Raw genomic sequence first — 15,663 nt, 5'->3', positions numbered from 1 at the left:
CAGTTTCGCGACTTGATCGATTGTCATTGACGCGCCGGGTGCGGGCGGCTCAGCGTAGAAAAGTGACATCGGCGGATACCGGTTTGGGACTGGCGCTGTTCGACGACCGGTACATCCAGGATCCGCACGAGCTGTACGCGCGGATGCATCGGGCCGGGCACGTCCACCACATCGGGGACTCGGGTTTTTACGCCGTGAGCAGTTGGGCTGCGGTCAACGAGGCGGTCAGCCGGTGCGGTGATTTCTCGTCCAACCTGACCGCGACGATGATGTGTCAACCGGGCGGTGCCGTCACCGAATTCCAGATCGGTGAACTCGGCGGACCGATGCAGGCGCTGGCGACCGCTGACGAGCCCGCGCATTCGGTGCACCGGAAGCTCTTGCTGCCGCACTTGGTCGTCAAGCGCATTCGCGGGTTCGAGCCCTACATCGCCGACGCCGCGGCGCAGTTGTGGGACGAGGATGCGAAAGGCGTTGGCATCGAGTGGATGAGCGCGGTGGCCAATCGCCTGCCGATGATGATCGTCGGCCGCATCATCGGCGTCCCCGATACCGATATCGACAAGCTCATCGATTGGGGATACGCCGCCACCCAGATGGTCGAAGGCCTGGTGACCCAGGCTGATATGGAGTCCGCGGGCGTCGCGGTGATGGAACTCAGCGCCTACATAACCGAACAGTTCGGCCGTGCGGCAGCAGACCCCCGCGACGATCTGCTGGGGGATCTGGCCTCGGCGTGCGCGACCGGCGCTCTGAACAGTATCGCGGCGCAGACGATGATGATCACGCTCTTCAGCGCCGGGGGTGAATCCACTGCTTCGCTGATCGGTTCCGCCGCTTACCTTCTCGCGACACACACCGAACTACAACAACGACTCCGCGCCGAGCCCTCCTTCGTGGGGGCATTCCTGGAAGAGGTACTGCGCTACGAGCCGCCCTTCCGTGCCCACTACCGCCACGTCGTCAACGACACCGAGCTGTACGGCACTGAACTCCCTGCGGGGTCGCGTCTGCTCCTGCTTTGGGGTGCGGCGAACCGAGACCCATCCCATTTCGATGATCCCGCAGAGTTCCGGCTCGACAGGGCGGAGGGCAAGGGCCACATCGCTTTCGGCAAGGGTTCGCACTTCTGCATCGGGGCAGCGCTCGCGCGGTTGGAAGCCAGAATCGTCATCGAACAACTCCTCGAACGCACCTCGACGATCGAGTCCGCCGGCGTCGGCCGGTGGCTACCCAGTCTTCTGGTGCGCCGTCTGGAACGACTCGAGCTCCGGCTCACCTGACCGGTCGGTCGGAGCGGTCCACTACCGCATATGGACCGTCGGCTGGGTGTGACGCGATAACCGGCGATCATTGGACGTCCCCGCTGCTGCGCCTCGCTGAGGTGAAGACGGCGCAGACCACTCACGAGGGCGTGCGTCGCCTGGTTGCGGAACTGAAGCGCTTGGCCATGTCCGACACTGCCACTTGCTTGCCGAGGGAGATCTCTAGCGCGTGGTGCCGCCGACTTCGGCGGGCAGCGGTGGCGGCAGCGGTGTGGTCGACGTCGGCGTCGTGCTGGTTGATGTGGCCGTGCTCGATGATGTCGGCGCCGACGTTGTCGGGGCCGACGATGAGGAGGTGGTCGACGCCTGCGACTGGGGACCGTGGAAATCCACCCACGCCTCCGTGCGCACGGTGCTGCCGCCCGAGCTCACCACCAGTGAGCCGGAGCTCACCGTGTAGGTGATGCCGTCGTTGACTGCGGTGTACGAACCGCCGCCGCCGCTGGACGCCGGCAACACCAGCTTCGCCCCGTCGCGGACCCGCACGCCGCGGTACTCGTATCCGCCGGACGTCTTACAGATCGCCACCCGTGAACTGTCGGTGCTGCCGAACAGCACGGCGGTGCTCGAACAACGCGCTGTCGAGTCGACATAACCCTGTGAATCGAAGGCTGGTGCCGCGCCGGCCTGCGGTAGTGCGGTGAGGAGCAATGCGGAACAGGCCGCCGCCGCCGCTGCGCCGGCGGCGCGGATCGCTTGAGAGGACATTGCCTTCTACGACACCACGGTCGGTAGGGGTCGGCGGCCGCCGATGCCGAGAATCCACGAGATCGTTAGTTTCTTGAGACCATGGCCAGGTCGTTTGTGGACAGATTTGCGATTCTGTGCTGTGACCGGGCGCACAGCCGGTAGCCTTTGGCGGTGTTCCACCTTCACGGCGTCGTTCAGATGGAGTTTGCATGCGATATCGCGCGCTGAAAGCTCTTGCCACGGTCGTTTCTGCTGTCGCGTTGTTCCTGGTGTCGGCGCTGCCCGCCTGGGCTGCCGATTCGATCACCCTCACCTGGGTGCGCCACGGCGAGTCCTACGGCAATATCGCCGGTGCCGGCATCGACACGAAGGTGCCCGGGCCCAACCTGACCGCCCTGGGCGAACAGCAGGCCATCGACATCGCGCAGCAGCTCAAAAATGGCGGCTACGACAGCATTTACACCTCGAACATGATCCGCACCCAGCAGACCGCCGCCCCGCTGGAAGCCCTGCTTCCGAACCTTCCGGTGTACGAGAAGGCCGGTATCCACGAGATCAGCGCGGGCATCTTCGAGGGTTCGCCCATCGACAGCGGCCTGGGCCGCATCGGCTACTTCCTGATCCCGGTGGCCTGGACCCTCGGGCTGCGCAGCCTGCCCATCCCCGGCGGTGAGAGCGGCAACGGGTTCGAGGCGCGGGTCAACGGCGTGATCGATGACGTCATCGCGAACGGCGACACCAAGCCAGTGCTCTTCTCGCACGGCGCGACGATCATGGCCTGGACGATGATGAACGTCGACAATCCGGACATCCTGCTGATGCTCACCCACCCGCTGGGTAACACGGCCGTCGTGGTCGTGACCGGTAATCCGAACGACGGGTGGATGCTGCGGAGCTGGGATGGTGTTGCGGTCAGCCAGAATCCGTCGCTCGGCGGCCAGCTGTTCGTCAATCTCCGCAACCTGGTCGTCGCCCCGCAGACCGCGGTCTACAACGTCGTACAAGCCGTCAAGTCCCGCGATGTCACCAAGATCGTGGCCGCCATCCGCGACGGTGTGGTGAGCGTGGCCAAGGCCGGCGTCGACTTCGTCAGAGATTCGGTCACCGACATCGCGCGGGCGATCCGTGGTGTGCTCCCCGGCGGCGCGGCGGCCAAACCCGCTGCCACTGTGGCTAACTCGATCGCGGCGGTAGCGGCGACCAGTGAAACCTCGACCGGCGCGACGGATCTGACCAGCGGTAGCAAGGCAAAGGCCGGTGCCAAGCTCCGGGCGGGCTCATCGCAGGCGGCCTCCGACCACAACGGCTCGGGTCAGACAGCCGGTAAGGCAGATGGGGAAGCCAAGAAGGGCGCCGCTTCGAACCGGCGGGCAAGCGCGAGTAAAGCCGCCGCCTGACCCGAGACGTGTCAGCCTAGGTACCGGGATTCGAGCACCAGTTCATCGCGCCGACACCCAACGCGAACGCGGTGTGGCACAGGATCCCGTGGCCAACCGCTACCAGAATCCGGCCGCCGGGTCACTGGGTCGGCTTGCTCACTGGCGGGGGCAGGGCGGTAGTGGAACCCGCTCGCGCCGCGCGGTATCGGCCCGACGTTGGCACCCACCACGCTCGTCATCGTCGCCTCACTTCAAGTGCTGGCCCCCTTTGCGCGGTGGTCGCCTTCGGGGATCATCTGGTGGCGGGCACATGGCGTGGTGGTAGTTGTTCTCGACGTGCTGTACGCGTGCGGCTGGCTGCTGCTTGGCAAAGCGACGTTGGATGCCGGCCTGTCGGTCCCGGTCGGCACCCTAGGCTGGACCACACTTCGATGGACTACGAAGTGTTCCTGGTGTCGCGGATCAGGGGGTGGCCCACATCGGCCGGGTGATCACTGCCGCCGCACTGATCGCGGCGCATGTGTCCTTCATGCGGATGTTCGGGCTCGGTCTGGCGCTAGCGGCGCTCGCCGACGCGACAGTGGTGCGGATGCACCACAGGGTAGGCATCCGCGAAGGCGGTCCGGCGCGGCATACTGGGTGACGGGGAGATGCGGGGGCTGTCGCGAAGGTGGGTGAACCAGTGGGTGTCGCTGCTCGTGATCAAGGCATGTGTCCAATCAGTGTTATCGCCGGTGTGCGTGGCGAATTGCCGCCGCACCGCTTCAGTCAGGCCGAAATCACCGAAGCCTTCTTGGCGGTCGACGGGTACGGAGAGTACGAGGAGATCCTTCGCAGCCTGCATCGCAGTGCCAAGGTCGACAATCGACACTTCGTCCTGCCGCTGGACCAATATCCCGCGCTGAAAGACTTCGGCGAGGCGAACGATCTGTTCATCGAGAATGCGGTCGAGTTGGGCTCCGCCGCAGTCACCGGTGCGCTCGAGGAAGCCGGTCTGACACCTCAGGACGTCGACCTGTTCATTTCGACCACAGTGACGGGTGTCGCGGCGCCGTCGATCGAGGCAAGGATCGCTGGACAGCTGGGGATGCGCCCCGACGTGCGGCGCGTGCCGATGCGCGCTGTTCGCAGACGGCGCCGCGGCCGTCGTCGCAGTCGGTGAGCGCCGTGCGCAGAAGATCAACGCCGGTGGCCCCGATGTCATCGACTCACGCAGTCATTTGTATCCAGATTCGTTGCGCACCATGGGATGGGACGTCGGCTCATCAGGTTTGGCGCTGGTGCTCTCTGCCGATCTGCCTGCGGTGATCGAGCGTTACCTGCCTGCCGACGTCACCGAATTCCTTGGCGCACATGACCTGAAGCTCGACGATATCGGCACGTGGGTCTGCCACCCTGGCGGCCCGAAGATCATCGAAGCAATCGTGCGCAGCCTCGAATTGCCTGAAGAGGCGCTCGAACTGACCTGGCGATCACTGGCCGCTATCGGCAACATCTCCTCGTCGTCGGTACTGCACGTGTTGCGTGACACCATCGCCAAGCGTCCGGCAGCAGGCCCCAGTGTGATGATGGCCATGGGGCCGGGGTTCTGCTCGGAACTGGTGTTGCTGCGCTGGCACTGATGACCTGGTACGTACTACTCGTCGCCGCTGTCGCGCTGGAGCGGGTCGCTGAACTGGTGGTCGCCCGGCGCAATCTCGCGTGGAGCAAAACGCAGGGCGGTATCGAGTTCGGTGCGAAGCACTATCCGGTGATGGTGGTCCTGCACACCGGATTCCTGATCAGTGCGCTGGTCGAAGTCATCGGGCTGCACCGGCCATTCCTGCCCGCACTCGGCTGGCCGATGGTAGCGATAGTGATTGCGGCGCAAGGCTTGCGGTGGTGGTGCATCACCACACTGGGGCCGCAGTGGAACACCCGGGTGGTCGTCATCCCCGGCGCGTCGCGGGTGGTCGGCGGACCGTACCGTTTCTTCAGCCACCCGAACTACGTTGCCGTTATCGCCGAGGGCATCGCACTGCCACTGGTCCACACCGGGTGGATCACCGCACTGGTCTTCACCGTGCTCAACGCAGCGCTGTTGCGGACCCGCATCCGCACCGAAAACGCGGCCCTGGCAAGCCTGTCGTGATCGATCTCCTGGTCGCGGGCGGTGGGCCGGCCGGCCTGGTCACCGCGCTGCACGCCGCGCGGGCCGGACTGTCGGTGACCGTCGTCGAGCGGCGTCGCCCGCCGGTCGACAAGGCCTGCGGCGAGGGCATGATGCCTTATACCGTGCGGCAACTGGAGGCACTCGGAATCACCCCGCCCGGCAAGCCCTTTCGTGGAATAACCTACCTCGATTCGAGGCGCCGCGTGGATGCGCCGTTCCGCGCCGACGCGGGTCTGGGCGTGCGCCGCACGGCACTGCACAGCGTGTTGACCGATGCGGCGTCGGCGGCGGGTGTCGACTTGGTCACCGCCCATGTCGGATCGATCAGTCAGGACTCGGATTCGGTTGAATGCGCCGGATTTCGGGCGCGCTACCTGGCTGCCGCCGACGGTTTGCACTCACCCATTCGCCGGTCGCTCGGCCTGGCCCTGCCCAGCCGAGGGTCGCGCCGGTGGGGGCTGCGCCGCCACATTCACACCGCACCCTGGAGTGAGCGGGTCGAGGTCTACTGGGGCGATAGTGCCGAGGCCTATGTCACACCCGTGGCCGACGATTGCGTCGGCATTGCGATCCTGACCGGACGGCAGGGTTCATTTGAGAGCCGCCTCGCCGAATTCGGTGCCCTCAGTGAACGCGTCAACGGGCATCCGCACGGACCCGAACGGGCCGCAGGCCCACTGCGGCAGCGGGTGGCGAACCGCACCGCAGGGCGGGTCATGCTGGTGGGTGATGCCGCCGGCTACGTCGACGCGCTGACGGGTGAGGGGCTGGGTATCGCCTTCGGCGGTGCCGAGCTATTGGTGAGATGTGTTCTGGCCGGTCGGCCGGGTGACTACGACAGGCAGTGGCGGCAGATGTCACGGCGCTACCGGCTGCTGACGGCCGGGCTGCTGCGGGCCGTCGAGTTCGGTCCGACACGGTCGCGGATCATGCCGGCGGCGGCGGCGCTCCCCGGTGGATTCACCAAGATTGTCAATCTGCTGGCGTACTGACCGGCGTAGGCTGCGCCGCTATGACCAACGGCCCCCTCGATGTCGATGTCGCCCGTCGGTCCGACGTGGTCATGGGCCACTACGGCCGGGTGGACGTCGTGGTCAACAATATCGGGGACTACCGCCCGATGGTGGCGTTGAGGAATCGACGCCGCAGAGTTGGCAGCGGATATGCGACATCAATCTTCGCCACGTCTTCGCGGTCACCCGGGCGTTCGTCCCGGCGATGATCAGGGCGGGCAGCGGCAACATCGTCAACGTCCACTCCGTGGAAGGCATGCGCGGCTTTCCGCGTGACCCGGTCTACGGCGCCATGAAAGCCGCGGTCGCGCATTTCACGACGTGCCTGGCCGTGGACCTGGGGCGGCACGGCATCCGGGTCAACGGCATCGAAACGGATCTCACCCAGACCCCGCAGGTGGACTACCTCACCGGTCACGAGGATGCCGAGCACCTGTGGCAGTCCTGGGTGCCAGTGGGTCGGGCCGGCTGGCCTCAGGATCAGGCGCGGGTTGCGCTGTTCCTGGCCTCCGAGTTGTCCGGATTCGTCACCGGACATAACATCGCGGTCGACGGGGGAACGAAAGCCGTTGGTGGCTGGCTGTTTTCACCGCGTGCCGGCAGGTTCGTCAACCGGTCCAAGCATCTCTAGCAGTTGTGTCGTCAACGGTTGACTGAGTTCGTCCGACGAATCGGCCCGAGGTGTTCTCACCCGTCGGTAGCCTCGAAGTTGATGACGATGGAGGTCGGATGACGGCAGACGGCGGCGACCGCGGTCTGGCGTCGGCTTTGGGCGCGACGCCGGAGTTGATCGCCGTGCGCGCCGACGGGTTGGCGCATATGGAGGTCTTCGCGGGGTTGGCACCGGAGTTGCTGCTGCCGCTGGCCGCGCATCTGAAGCCGTTGCAGGCGCCAGTCGGCCAGGTTCTCACACGTCAGGGTGAGCGAGCGGTGTCGTTCCTGCTCATCCAGTCCGGTCGGGCCGAGGTGCGCCACGTTGGTGACGATGACGAGGTCATCCTCGGCGAGGTCTGCGCCGGCATGATCGTCGGGGAGATCGCGTTGTTGCGGGACAAACCCCGCACTGCCACGGTCACGGTCACCGAACCGCTGACGGCCTACATCGGCGACCATGCGGCGTTTGAAATCCTGGCCGACCTGCCCGGGATGAGCGAGCGAATGGTGCGCACGGCCCGGCAGCGGCTGGCCGCGTTCGTCACCCCGATCCCGGTGGTGCTCAAGGACGGCACAGAGCTGATGTTGCGCCCGGCGCTGCCCGGTGACAGCGCACGCACGTCCAACGGGCCGATCGAGTTCTCCACCGAGACGCTGTACCGCCGGTTCATGTCGATGCGCGCGCCCAGCATGGCGCTGATGAACTATCTGTTCCAGGTGGACTACATCCATCATTTTGTCTGGGTACTGGTGGATGAGGCGGACCTTGTCGTCGCCGACGTGCGGTTCGTTCGCGATGAGTCGGATCCCTCGGTCGCTGAGATCGCGTTCATCGTTGGTGATGCCTATCAGGGCCGCGGTATCGGCAACTTCATGATGGACGCACTGGTCATCGCGGCGGAGGTCGGGGGAGTGAAGCGGTTCTCGGGGAGGGTATTGAGTGACAATATGCCGATGCGCAGCATTCTCGACCGCTTCGGCGCGAAATGGGAGCGTGAGGAACCAGGAGTCGTGATCACCGAATTCGACGTACCGAAAACCGATGCGCTGCAGATTGATCCGGCCTTGGCGGCCGAGATCCGCGCATCTGTGGGGCAAGTGCTCCGGGCGATCGGCTGAGATGGCCAGGCCCGCGCTCAACAAAGACACCAAGGTGTGCATATCGCTGGCCGCCAGGCCCAGCAATATCGGTACCCGTTTCCACAACTACCTCTATGAGCAGCTCGGCCTGGATTTCCTCTACAAGGCTTTCACCACAACCGATATCGCCGCCGCGATGAGCGGAGTGCGAGCGTTGGGCATTCGCGGGTGTTCGGTGTCGATGCCGTTCAAACAGGATGTCCTGACACTGGTGGACCATGTCGAGAAGTCGGCGCGCGCGATCAACGCCGTCAACACGATCGTAAACGACCACGGTGAGCTGACCGCGGCCAACACCGATTACACTGCCGTGCAACGGCTGATCGCCGAGCACGGGTTGGATCCGCAGGCGGCGGTGGTGATCCGCGGTAGCGGTGGAATGGCGAGTGCGGTGGCAACGGCGTTTCGGGACAGCGGATTCGGTAACGGCACGATCGTGGCACGCAACACCGACAGTGGGCTCGACCTCGCAGAGCGTCTGGGCTACGCATGGCGCAGTGAGGTGGGCGATCTTCGTGCGCCGGTGATCGTCAACGTGACGCCGCTCGGGATGGCCGACGGACCTGAGGAGCATGAAAAGGCTTATGGTGACGACGTGATCGCTGCTGCGCATGCGGTTTTCGACGTGGTCGCGGTGCCGTCGGAGACGCCGTTGATCGTCGCCGCCCGTGCCGCCGGTAAACGGGTGATCACCGGCGCGGAAGTAATCGCCCTGCAGGCGGCCGAACAATTCGAGCGCTACACCGGGGTGCGGCCGAGCGTGCAGCAGGTGGCCGACGCCTCGGCGTTCTCGCGGGATTAGTCGTTGAGTAGTCGTTCTGGGTGGTGGAAGTCGTTGGTGCCGGCTGTCAGTGTTAGCTGGGGTGGTGGTATCCATTCGGTGTCGCCGTTGGCGAGTTTTCGGGTTTTCCAGCCTTGTTCGAGGAGTCGGTGATCGGGTGGGCAGGCCAGGGTGAGTGTGTCGATGTTGGTCAGCCCGCCTTTGGCCCATTCGTCGACGTGGTGGACTTCGCAGCGATAGCCGGGTGCATCGCAGCCCGGGCGGGTGCAACCACGGTCCTTGGCGTAGAGCATGATTCGCTGATCCGGTGAGGCGATGCGTTTGGTGCGGCCCAGCCACAACGGTTGTCCGTTCACGCCGTTGAACAGCGCTAGGTAGTGGTAGGCGTGGGTGGCCATGCGGATGACGTCGGGGACGGGGAGCAGTGTTCCGCTGGCGGTGACGGCGTGGCCGGTCTTGGCTTGGAGATCCTGCAGGGTGGCGGTCACGATGACCGTGACGGGTAACCCGTTGTGCTGGCCTAGTTTCGGATCGCCGAGTTGCCCGCGTACCAAGGCTGTCAAGGCGTCGTGCTGGCGTTGACCGTGACTACGCCCATCTCGTTGGGCGACGTCTTCGGTCGGGGTGGTGGTGGGGGTTTGGTCGGCGGGGTTGCACATGCCGGGGGCGGCGAATTTGGCGAACCAGGCATCCAGCATGGATCGTAGTTCGGGGTCGGCGACCAGCCGGCCGACGCTCATCCCGTCGACCTGTTGACCCCCACACCAGAGGAAGCCGCGTTTGCGGGCGCGGTCCTCATCGGAAAACGTGCCATCGGGATTGAGATGCAGTGCGAGCCGGTGGGCGAGTTTCTCCAGCTGATCCGGGCGCAAATTCACCGCATGCTGGGCTAAGGACTGCTCGGCCTTCTCGACCTCGACTGGCGGGACATGGTCGGGCAGATCACGGAAGAACTTCTGAATCACCCGCAGGTGCTCGCCATCAAGTAGTCCGTCGTGCCACGCCGTCGCAGTCTTGGGCAGCACCGGCGGCAACAGTTCCCCCGTCAACGTGGTCCGCGGCGCGAGTTGTTCAGCGTTGCGGATCCGCCGGTTGGCCTCCTTGCGGCTGATCCGCAGCACGTCGGCCAGCATGATCGGTATAGGTGGGCAGCCCTCAAACCGCTCCAACCGGGCCACCCCGGCATGGGACACCGCCGTCAGCCGACGCTGAGCCGTTTCCATCCGCTCCAACACCGCGAACCGCTCCGGAGCGGCCAGCTCCTCGATGTCAGCGGCACTCACAAGTTCGACTGCGGTGTCGAGCGCATCCAGCGCCGCCAGAACCGAACTCATGTCTCGAACACTAGTGCGAGCTACCGACAAAAACCGCACCCACCAGCAAGCTGTGGATGTACCCGAATCTGGGGATAACTTCAATCCGGAGAAGCGAATTCAGCCCGTCAGATCTGTTTATTCTGGCTTGCCGCGTACTCGTCGGGCCGATTCTTCTTCATCCACAACCGCATTGGGGCTAATAGCACCCACAGCACCCACAGCACGCCGTAGACGGCGTAGTAGATCGCCAGCCCGAACAGCAGCCCGACTACCCAGGCGGGGTAGACGATGATCAAGCAGAATTGCACAAACCACTTGACCACCACCGGATACGGGTCGGCCATCGCCCACACCGAGCGGGGGCTCAGCGACTTCACCATCCGCGCGCCCGCCGAGATCTCAGGGATCTCAGGTTTTCCGGCGGCAAGGGTTGATCGGATGTCACGAAGCCTCCTCGGCAGAACGGGACGCGGCTGCCGGCGCGCATACAGACGCCGGCGGCCGCGCGATTCACCAATCAGGGGGTGATGGCCGTCTTCTCGCCGATGATGTTGGTTGCCTCCATCAACGTGCCTTCCTGGCCATCCAGTCCGTCGGCGTTCATCTGCAGGACGTACAGGCCGTCCTTGCCGGGAATCACCACCGTCTTCTGGGCGATGATTCGCTTCTTACCGTCCTTGACGTAGTTGCCGCGGAGTTGAACGGCGTCGAAACCGCTTAGCGTGCTCTGGTTGGCATCACCGAGCGGCACCCACTGTGGCAGGTTCGCCAATTCGCCCGGGGCCAACTCGAGGATCTTCTTCGGATCGACGTTGCCGGTCAGCTTAGAGACGATCGCGATGATGCTCGGCGGGTCGGCTTTGTCCTGGGGGTTGTCCAAGACGATGGCTGCGTACGCCCAATCCGGTGTCTGCCCGCCGGCATCCGACCAGCCCGGCGGCATGGCGAGGTCGATGTTGGGTGCGCCGGGAGCGCCGCGCTTGATGGGGGTCTCCTGGATGTTGTTCGTCTTCAGGTAGTCCTGAATCGTCTGGTTCGTTCCGGCCGCCGGTGACGGGCTCGCGGATGTCTCAGCGCTTTTCGACGTAGAAGTCGCGGTGGATGTCGATGTCGAAGTCGAGGTGGACGCCTTGGTGTCGGTCTTGCTGTCCGAGCCACAGCCCACCAACGCGAAACTCAATGAAACGGCGGCCAGCCCCGCCGTCGCTGCGGCCGTCATCTTGTTCATCGAACGAGTTCTCCTTCTATAGTGGCGCACCGTTTGTAGTGGCGCACCGTCCCCTGCGGCCGACCCAATTCGATTGAGCAGCTTAATGCGCTTGACAGCGAATTTGAACGTTTGTGAACGTGCGCCGCACCAGAGGTGCACCGTGGCTGCTAGGTCGCGTAAGTGCAACGGCGCAACGTGGTCGCGACGGTGGATCGGGCGAAGCCACCCATCGGCGTTGCGCTTGGCGTTCGGGGCGCCATGGCCAGCTGTCAGCGCTTGCTGTGTCTGGCGGCGCTCGCAGTCTTGTGCCCGGTCGTTTTCGGATCCGCCGGCTCGCTGACCGCCGGCATTGAGCTAATCGTCACTACGGCGTTGATCATGGGCGGGGCCGGGCATCCGCTGGTCGGGGAATCGTCGGACTTCGTCGGCGAGCTCGTCCAGGGCGCGCTCGATCTCTACATCGCACCCACCGGGCTGGCTCGGGCCGAATCGACTGATCCCGGTGCCTACCACCTGGTCGCCGTGCACACCCCCAAGCACTTCTGGCCGGCAATCTGGACAACTGCCCACAGGGGCGGACATCCTGCGAGGCAGACCATTTCGGTGACCATACGGCTGCGCCGTCCGATTGTGTGGTGTTCGGGTACTCGCAGAGCGCCAGGATTGCGACCATCGTCAAACGAGACCTCATCGCGCAATCCGACGGCGCGGAGCCAAGTGCGTCCTTCGTTCTGATCGACAATCCGAACCGGCCGAACGGCGGGATCATGGAGCGCTTCAGCGGACTTCACATTCCCGTCTGGGGGTGACCGTCGACGGCACCAATTGCTTTTCCCGGTGACCAACATCGCCCGCCCGTCGCACGGGTACGGTGGCGTTCATGGGCAAGTCGATCATCGCAACGTCGTTGACCACCGCAGCAGCGGCCGTAGTTGGTAGCGTCGCCACCCGCCAGGGTGTCGAGACGTGGTACCCGACCCTGCGCAAGCCGCGATACGTGCCGCCCAACGCGGTGTTCCCGGTGGCATGGACAGCGCTCTACGCCGATATCGCCGTCACGTCCGCCGCGGCGATCGAGAAGTTCCGCGCCGCCGGTGACGACGACAAGGCTCGCGCCTACAGCGCCGCGCTGGGTGCCAATCTGGTGCTCAACGCCAGCTGGAGTTGGCTGTTCTTCAAATCGCACCGGCTCGGCACGTCGGCGGTCGTGGCCGGCGCGCTAGCGGTCAGCAGCGCCGATCTGGCCCGCCGCGCCGCCGCCGCGGATCCGAAGTACGGCGCCGCACTGGCGCCGTACCCGTTGTGGTGCTCGTTCGCGACGCTGATGTCCACCGATATCTGGCGTCTCAACCGCTAGTACGGCAGGCGTTAGATCGGCAGATCGTGCGGTGCGAAGCGGTCGGTGATATCGCCGACGAGTGATTCGTCATAGGGTTCGACCGCGACGGGCCCGCCCTCGCGCTTCAACCGATCCATCTCGACCCAGATGACACTGGGGCTGGCGGTCAGCTCGAAGAAGTACATCCGGTTGGTCAGGTCGGTGACGGTTCGGTTGGCGTCATTCCCGCGGGCCGAGATCTTCAGCACCTGGATGTCGTCCATCAGCGGCAGCGCTTCGGCGACGGTGGCCGCCTGGTCCAGTGGGTACTGCAACCACAGCCCCCTGGGGGAAGCCGACGACCAGCGGCTGGTTCGACTCCGGCCAGTCCATCGTGCGACCGGTGAGAACGGCTACGTCGTTGCTGTTCCACAGCACTCGAGTACAGATGGCTGCCAAGTTAGCCCGCGAGGCGCGCGCATCAGGCCAATAAACAGTGGTATCAAGACCCGGTGCAGCGGCTCATCGTCTGCCTGATGGCGCTCTGGCTGGCCGCGTGCGCGGCCCAGCCCAACACGGCGCCGTCACCGTCATCGCCGAGCGCGTCGGCGAGTGCGTCCGGTCCGATCAATCCGGCCAATATCAAACGGATCCGGCCGGCATTGCCCGCGGGCTACGAGATCGCCGACGTCATCGGACCATTGAGCGCGGCGGGGCTGTGGGGCTTCGGATCCGGGTGGACGGCGACGCCTCCGCAATGCGCCGCGCTGGCCGACCCGGCCCCCGACGAACCGGGCACCCGCGGGTACTCGGCCTCCGGACCGGGCGGAACGGTCTACGTCGTCGTCGCGGTGCCAGGCCAGGGCTTGCCGGACGCCGGAGTGCGGGGCGACTGTGCGCACTGGAGAATGAGGTTCGCCCACACTTCCGGTGACATCGCACTCGCTGAGGCGCCCCGCATCGACGGTGCCGACACTATCGCGATGACGGTCGCCACCCGGATGATCGTCGAATCCGGCACCGAGACCGACAGCAACGCCGTCACCGCGCAGGCCTACGTCGATGGCCATATCGCCTACGTCACCTTGGTCACCGATCCGGGATCGCCGCATCCGCCGCTGGATTCCCACTTCGTCAGCGATCTGTTGGTCGCGACGGTGTCCGCCCTGCGCGGGTGAGTACCGGCGCGTTGGTACATTGGCCACGATGTGGAAACCCGGCGCGGCCATGGCAGTGCTGGGTGCCGGTCTGTTGGTTGCCTGCGGTTCGGGTGACGCGACGCAGGCCGATATCGCGAAGGTGACAACGCTCAAAGCCACCTTCGGCCCCGGGTTCACCGTGTCCGAGACCGCCAAAACCGGGATCGACCCCCAACTGCTGGCCGGCCAGAAGCTGCCCGACAGACTGACATTCGACCCGCCCGCCTGCGCGAAATTCGCGGCCGGACAACTCGTTCCGACGGGAACGGAGGGTAATATGGCCGCCGTTTCCGCTCAAGGCGAGGGCAACCGCTTCATCGTCATCGCGGTCGAAACCAACTCGCCGATTCCGGTCGCCGAACCCGGACCCGACTGCCAGAAGGTCACTTTCACCGGTTCCGGGCTGCGCGGCCTGGTCGAAATCGTCGACACCCCGAAGATCGACGGCACCCAGACCCTCGGCGTGCACCGAGTCCTGCAGGCTGCGGTCGATAATCAGCTGCGCACCGGGGAGACCTACAACTACTCCGCGCACTTCGGCGTCTATCAGGTGATCGTCAGCGCCAACCCGGTGGTGGCACCCGACAAACCGATCGCGCCGGTGAACACTGGCCGCGCCCGCGATCTTCTGGTCGCCGGCGTTAACGCCATTCGCCGCTGAGCTCAGCGCACATCGCGCGGGCGGAACTGGATGCTGATCCGTGGACCTCTCGGCCGCGCGGTTTTGGGCACCGCGTGTTCCCAGGTGCGTTGGCACGAACCGCCCATCACCAGAAGGTCGCCGTGATGTTGTGGCAGCCGCAGTGAGGGTCCGCCGCCGCGAGGGCGCAGCGCGAACACCCGGGTCGCGCCGAGGCTGACGATCGCGACCATGGTGTCCTCGGTGCTGCTGCGGCCGATCGTGTCGCCGTGCCAGGCGACGCTGTCGGCGCCGTCGCGGTATAGACACAGGCCCGCGGTGGTGAAGGGTTCGCCGAGTTCGCCGGCGTAGATGTCGTTGAGGCGACGCCGCACCTTGGTGATGGCGGGATGCGGCGGCTGCTCGGTATTCAGGTCGTGGAAGCAGACCAGTCGGGGGACGTCGAGGACGCGGTCGTACATCTGCCGCCGTTCGGCCCGCCACGGGGTATCGCCGAGTAAGCCCTCGAACAGCGCGTCGGCATCCTCGGCCCACGCCGAACGCAGCTCGATCCACGCACCGGCGCCGAGCTCGCGGCGCTCACTGTGCTCGAACAGCGCGCCCTGAACCGACACAGACACGCGGTCGAGGATATCGCACATCTGTTCGATCTATCGTCGAAACACTCCGGGACCTTGGCCGGCCAGCGCGTCTTCGGGATTGGACAGGGCACAGCTGCGCAGGCTCAGGCAACCGCAGCCGATGCAGTCGGCGAGATTGTCGCGCAACCGCTGTATCTGCACAATCCGCTCGCCGAGATCGCCACCCCGGCCCGCTGGGCCAGGTCGCCGGGCACCAGTTCCTGCT

21 protein-coding genes and 2 pseudogenes are annotated in these 15,663 nt (G+C 65.3%); 16 read left to right on the top strand and 7 right to left on the bottom strand.

Annotation, left to right across the window (positions count from 1 at the left end; all coding sequences use genetic code 11):
* Positions 1-62: 62 nt before the first annotated feature.
* From G6N13_RS03550 to G6N13_RS03500, 12 genes and pseudogenes are all read left to right on the top strand, one after another.
* The gene (locus tag G6N13_RS03550) at positions 63-1,283 is read left to right on the top strand and encodes a cytochrome P450 (RefSeq protein ID WP_163694834.1); all 1,221 of its coding nucleotides are present in this window, start codon (positions 63-65) and stop codon (positions 1,281-1,283) included.
* A gap of 211 nt (positions 1,284-1,494) precedes the next feature.
* Complete coding sequence (locus tag G6N13_RS25820; RefSeq protein WP_163694833.1) at positions 1,495-1,725, top strand: hypothetical protein; 231 nt, start codon at positions 1,495-1,497, stop codon at positions 1,723-1,725.
* Positions 1,726-1,728: 3 nt separating this feature from the next.
* The gene (locus G6N13_RS25815) at positions 1,729-1,920 is read left to right on the top strand and encodes a hypothetical protein (RefSeq protein ID WP_163694832.1); all 192 of its coding nucleotides are present in this window, start codon (positions 1,729-1,731) and stop codon (positions 1,918-1,920) included.
* A 304-nt stretch (positions 1,921-2,224) separates the two neighbouring features.
* Positions 2,225-3,412, top strand: a complete 1,188-nt coding sequence (locus tag G6N13_RS03535; protein WP_163694831.1) for a histidine phosphatase family protein — start codon at positions 2,225-2,227, stop codon at positions 3,410-3,412.
* A 451-nt stretch (positions 3,413-3,863) separates the two neighbouring features.
* Entirely contained in the window at positions 3,864-4,037 is a 174-nt protein-coding gene (locus G6N13_RS03530; RefSeq protein ID WP_163694830.1) for a hypothetical protein, read from the top strand.
* Positions 4,038-4,112: 75 nt separating this feature from the next.
* Positions 4,113-5,016, top strand: a pseudogene (locus G6N13_RS03525) (type III polyketide synthase).
* Positions 5,016-5,525 carry an isoprenylcysteine carboxyl methyltransferase family protein gene (locus tag G6N13_RS03520; RefSeq protein WP_163694829.1) on the top strand — a complete coding sequence of 170 codons (510 nt, stop codon included), beginning with the start codon at positions 5,016-5,018 and terminating at the stop codon, positions 5,523-5,525. Before G6N13_RS03525 ends, G6N13_RS03520 begins: the two are co-directional and overlap by 1 nt.
* Positions 5,522-6,538, top strand: coding sequence for an NAD(P)/FAD-dependent oxidoreductase (locus tag G6N13_RS03515; protein WP_163694828.1), 1,017 nt, complete (start codon positions 5,522-5,524; stop codon positions 6,536-6,538). The genes G6N13_RS03520 and G6N13_RS03515 overlap by 4 nt, the downstream gene beginning before the upstream one ends.
* Before the next feature lie 20 nt (positions 6,539-6,558).
* Positions 6,559-6,768 carry a hypothetical protein gene (locus tag G6N13_RS24810; protein ID WP_235678138.1) on the top strand — a complete coding sequence of 70 codons (210 nt, stop codon included), beginning with the start codon at positions 6,559-6,561 and terminating at the stop codon, positions 6,766-6,768.
* Complete coding sequence (locus G6N13_RS03510) at positions 6,708-7,190, top strand: SDR family NAD(P)-dependent oxidoreductase (protein WP_235678031.1); 483 nt, start codon at positions 6,708-6,710, stop codon at positions 7,188-7,190. The genes G6N13_RS24810 and G6N13_RS03510 overlap by 61 nt, the downstream gene beginning before the upstream one ends.
* 98 nt (positions 7,191-7,288) lie before the next feature.
* Positions 7,289-8,332 (top strand): acetyltransferase Pat, encoded by a 1,044-nt coding sequence (locus tag G6N13_RS03505; protein ID WP_163694827.1) that lies wholly within the window; start codon positions 7,289-7,291, stop codon positions 8,330-8,332.
* A 1-nt stretch (position 8,333) separates the two neighbouring features.
* On the top strand, positions 8,334-9,155 hold the full coding sequence (locus G6N13_RS03500) for a shikimate 5-dehydrogenase (RefSeq protein ID WP_163694826.1): 822 nt from the start codon (positions 8,334-8,336) through the stop codon (positions 9,153-9,155).
* Here G6N13_RS03500 and G6N13_RS03495 read toward each other — a convergent pair.
* The 3 genes from G6N13_RS03495 to lpqN all read right to left on the bottom strand — a co-directional run bounded on the left by G6N13_RS03495 (position 9,152) and on the right by lpqN (position 11,846).
* A complete protein-coding gene (locus G6N13_RS03495) occupies positions 9,152-10,468 on the bottom strand; it encodes an HNH endonuclease signature motif containing protein (protein ID WP_163694825.1) in 1,317 nt (438 codons plus the stop codon). The two genes, G6N13_RS03500 and G6N13_RS03495, sit on opposite strands and share 4 nt — an antisense overlap.
* A 107-nt stretch (positions 10,469-10,575) precedes the next feature.
* Positions 10,576-10,830 carry a hypothetical protein gene (locus G6N13_RS03490; RefSeq protein ID WP_163694824.1) on the bottom strand — a complete coding sequence of 85 codons (255 nt, stop codon included), beginning with the start codon at positions 10,828-10,830 and terminating at the stop codon, positions 10,576-10,578.
* Positions 10,831-10,967: 137 nt separating this feature from the next.
* On the bottom strand, positions 10,968-11,846 hold the full coding sequence (lpqN, locus tag G6N13_RS03485) for an envelope biogenesis lipoprotein LpqN (RefSeq protein ID WP_407663864.1): 879 nt from the start codon (positions 11,844-11,846) through the stop codon (positions 10,968-10,970).
* A gap of 446 nt (positions 11,847-12,292) precedes the next feature.
* Here lpqN and G6N13_RS03480 point away from each other — a divergent pair, with 446 nt between their 5' ends.
* Both G6N13_RS03480 and G6N13_RS03475 read left to right on the top strand, forming a co-directional pair.
* Complete coding sequence (locus tag G6N13_RS03480; protein WP_322789297.1) at positions 12,293-12,469, top strand: PE-PPE domain-containing protein; 177 nt, start codon at positions 12,293-12,295, stop codon at positions 12,467-12,469.
* Between the two features lie 71 nt (positions 12,470-12,540).
* Complete coding sequence (locus G6N13_RS03475) at positions 12,541-13,017, top strand: TspO/MBR family protein (protein WP_163694822.1); 477 nt, start codon at positions 12,541-12,543, stop codon at positions 13,015-13,017.
* Positions 13,018-13,028: 11 nt separating this feature from the next.
* Here the strand turns inward: G6N13_RS03475 and G6N13_RS03470 are convergent, their stop codons facing one another.
* Positions 13,029-13,313, bottom strand: coding sequence for a hypothetical protein (locus G6N13_RS03470; protein WP_235678137.1), 285 nt, complete (start codon positions 13,311-13,313; stop codon positions 13,029-13,031).
* Entirely contained in the window at positions 13,219-13,416 is a 198-nt protein-coding gene (locus G6N13_RS24805) for a hypothetical protein (RefSeq protein ID WP_235677913.1), read from the bottom strand. The genes G6N13_RS03470 and G6N13_RS24805 overlap by 95 nt, the downstream gene beginning before the upstream one ends.
* 74 nt (positions 13,417-13,490) lie before the next feature.
* Between G6N13_RS24805 and G6N13_RS03465 the strand changes: the two genes are divergently transcribed.
* Positions 13,491-14,156, top strand: coding sequence for a DUF5642 family protein (locus G6N13_RS03465; RefSeq protein WP_170310430.1), 666 nt, complete (start codon positions 13,491-13,493; stop codon positions 14,154-14,156).
* A gap of 28 nt (positions 14,157-14,184) precedes the next feature.
* Positions 14,185-14,838, top strand: coding sequence for a DUF5642 family protein (locus tag G6N13_RS03460; RefSeq protein WP_163694821.1), 654 nt, complete (start codon positions 14,185-14,187; stop codon positions 14,836-14,838).
* A gap of 2 nt (positions 14,839-14,840) precedes the next feature.
* On the opposite strand, the gene G6N13_RS03455 is transcribed toward G6N13_RS03460, so the two are convergent.
* Together G6N13_RS03455 and G6N13_RS24800 are read right to left on the bottom strand one after the other, a co-directional pair.
* Positions 14,841-15,437, bottom strand: coding sequence for an alpha-ketoglutarate-dependent dioxygenase AlkB (locus G6N13_RS03455; protein ID WP_179965070.1), 597 nt, complete (start codon positions 15,435-15,437; stop codon positions 14,841-14,843).
* Positions 15,438-15,467: 30 nt separating this feature from the next.
* Positions 15,468-15,632: pseudogene (locus G6N13_RS24800) on the bottom strand (redox-sensitive transcriptional activator SoxR); the annotation flags it as partial.
* Positions 15,633-15,663: the final 31 nt, after the last annotated feature.

Source organism: Mycolicibacterium sarraceniae (assembly GCF_010731875.1).
GTDB lineage: Bacteria > Actinomycetota > Actinomycetes > Mycobacteriales > Mycobacteriaceae > Mycobacterium > Mycobacterium sarraceniae.
Note: the sequence above shows the minus strand (reverse complement) of the source record. Positions and strands in the feature narration are given on the sequence as shown.

Bases quoted from the DNA above. Each gene is read 5' to 3' on its own strand.
- G6N13_RS25815 (WP_163694832.1), top strand. From the start codon at position 1,729: ATGCCGTCGTTGACTGCGGTGTACGAACCGCCGCCGCCGCTGGACGCC.
- G6N13_RS03490 (WP_163694824.1), bottom strand. From the start codon at position 10,830: ATGGTGAAGTCGCTGAGCCCCCGCTCGGTGTGGGCGATGGCCGACCCG.
- G6N13_RS03495 (WP_163694825.1), bottom strand. From the start codon at position 10,468: ATGAGTTCGGTTCTGGCGGCGCTGGATGCGCTCGACACCGCAGTCGAA.
- G6N13_RS03475 (WP_163694822.1), top strand. From the start codon at position 12,541: ATGGGCAAGTCGATCATCGCAACGTCGTTGACCACCGCAGCAGCGGCC.
- G6N13_RS03535 (WP_163694831.1), top strand. From the start codon at position 2,225: ATGCGATATCGCGCGCTGAAAGCTCTTGCCACGGTCGTTTCTGCTGTC.
- G6N13_RS03505 (WP_163694827.1), top strand. From the start codon at position 7,289: ATGACGGCAGACGGCGGCGACCGCGGTCTGGCGTCGGCTTTGGGCGCG.
- G6N13_RS03520 (WP_163694829.1), top strand. From the start codon at position 5,016: ATGACCTGGTACGTACTACTCGTCGCCGCTGTCGCGCTGGAGCGGGTC.
- G6N13_RS03500 (WP_163694826.1), top strand. From the start codon at position 8,334: ATGGCCAGGCCCGCGCTCAACAAAGACACCAAGGTGTGCATATCGCTG.
- G6N13_RS24810 (WP_235678138.1), top strand. From the start codon at position 6,559: ATGACCAACGGCCCCCTCGATGTCGATGTCGCCCGTCGGTCCGACGTG.
- G6N13_RS03460 (WP_163694821.1), top strand. From the start codon at position 14,185: ATGTGGAAACCCGGCGCGGCCATGGCAGTGCTGGGTGCCGGTCTGTTG.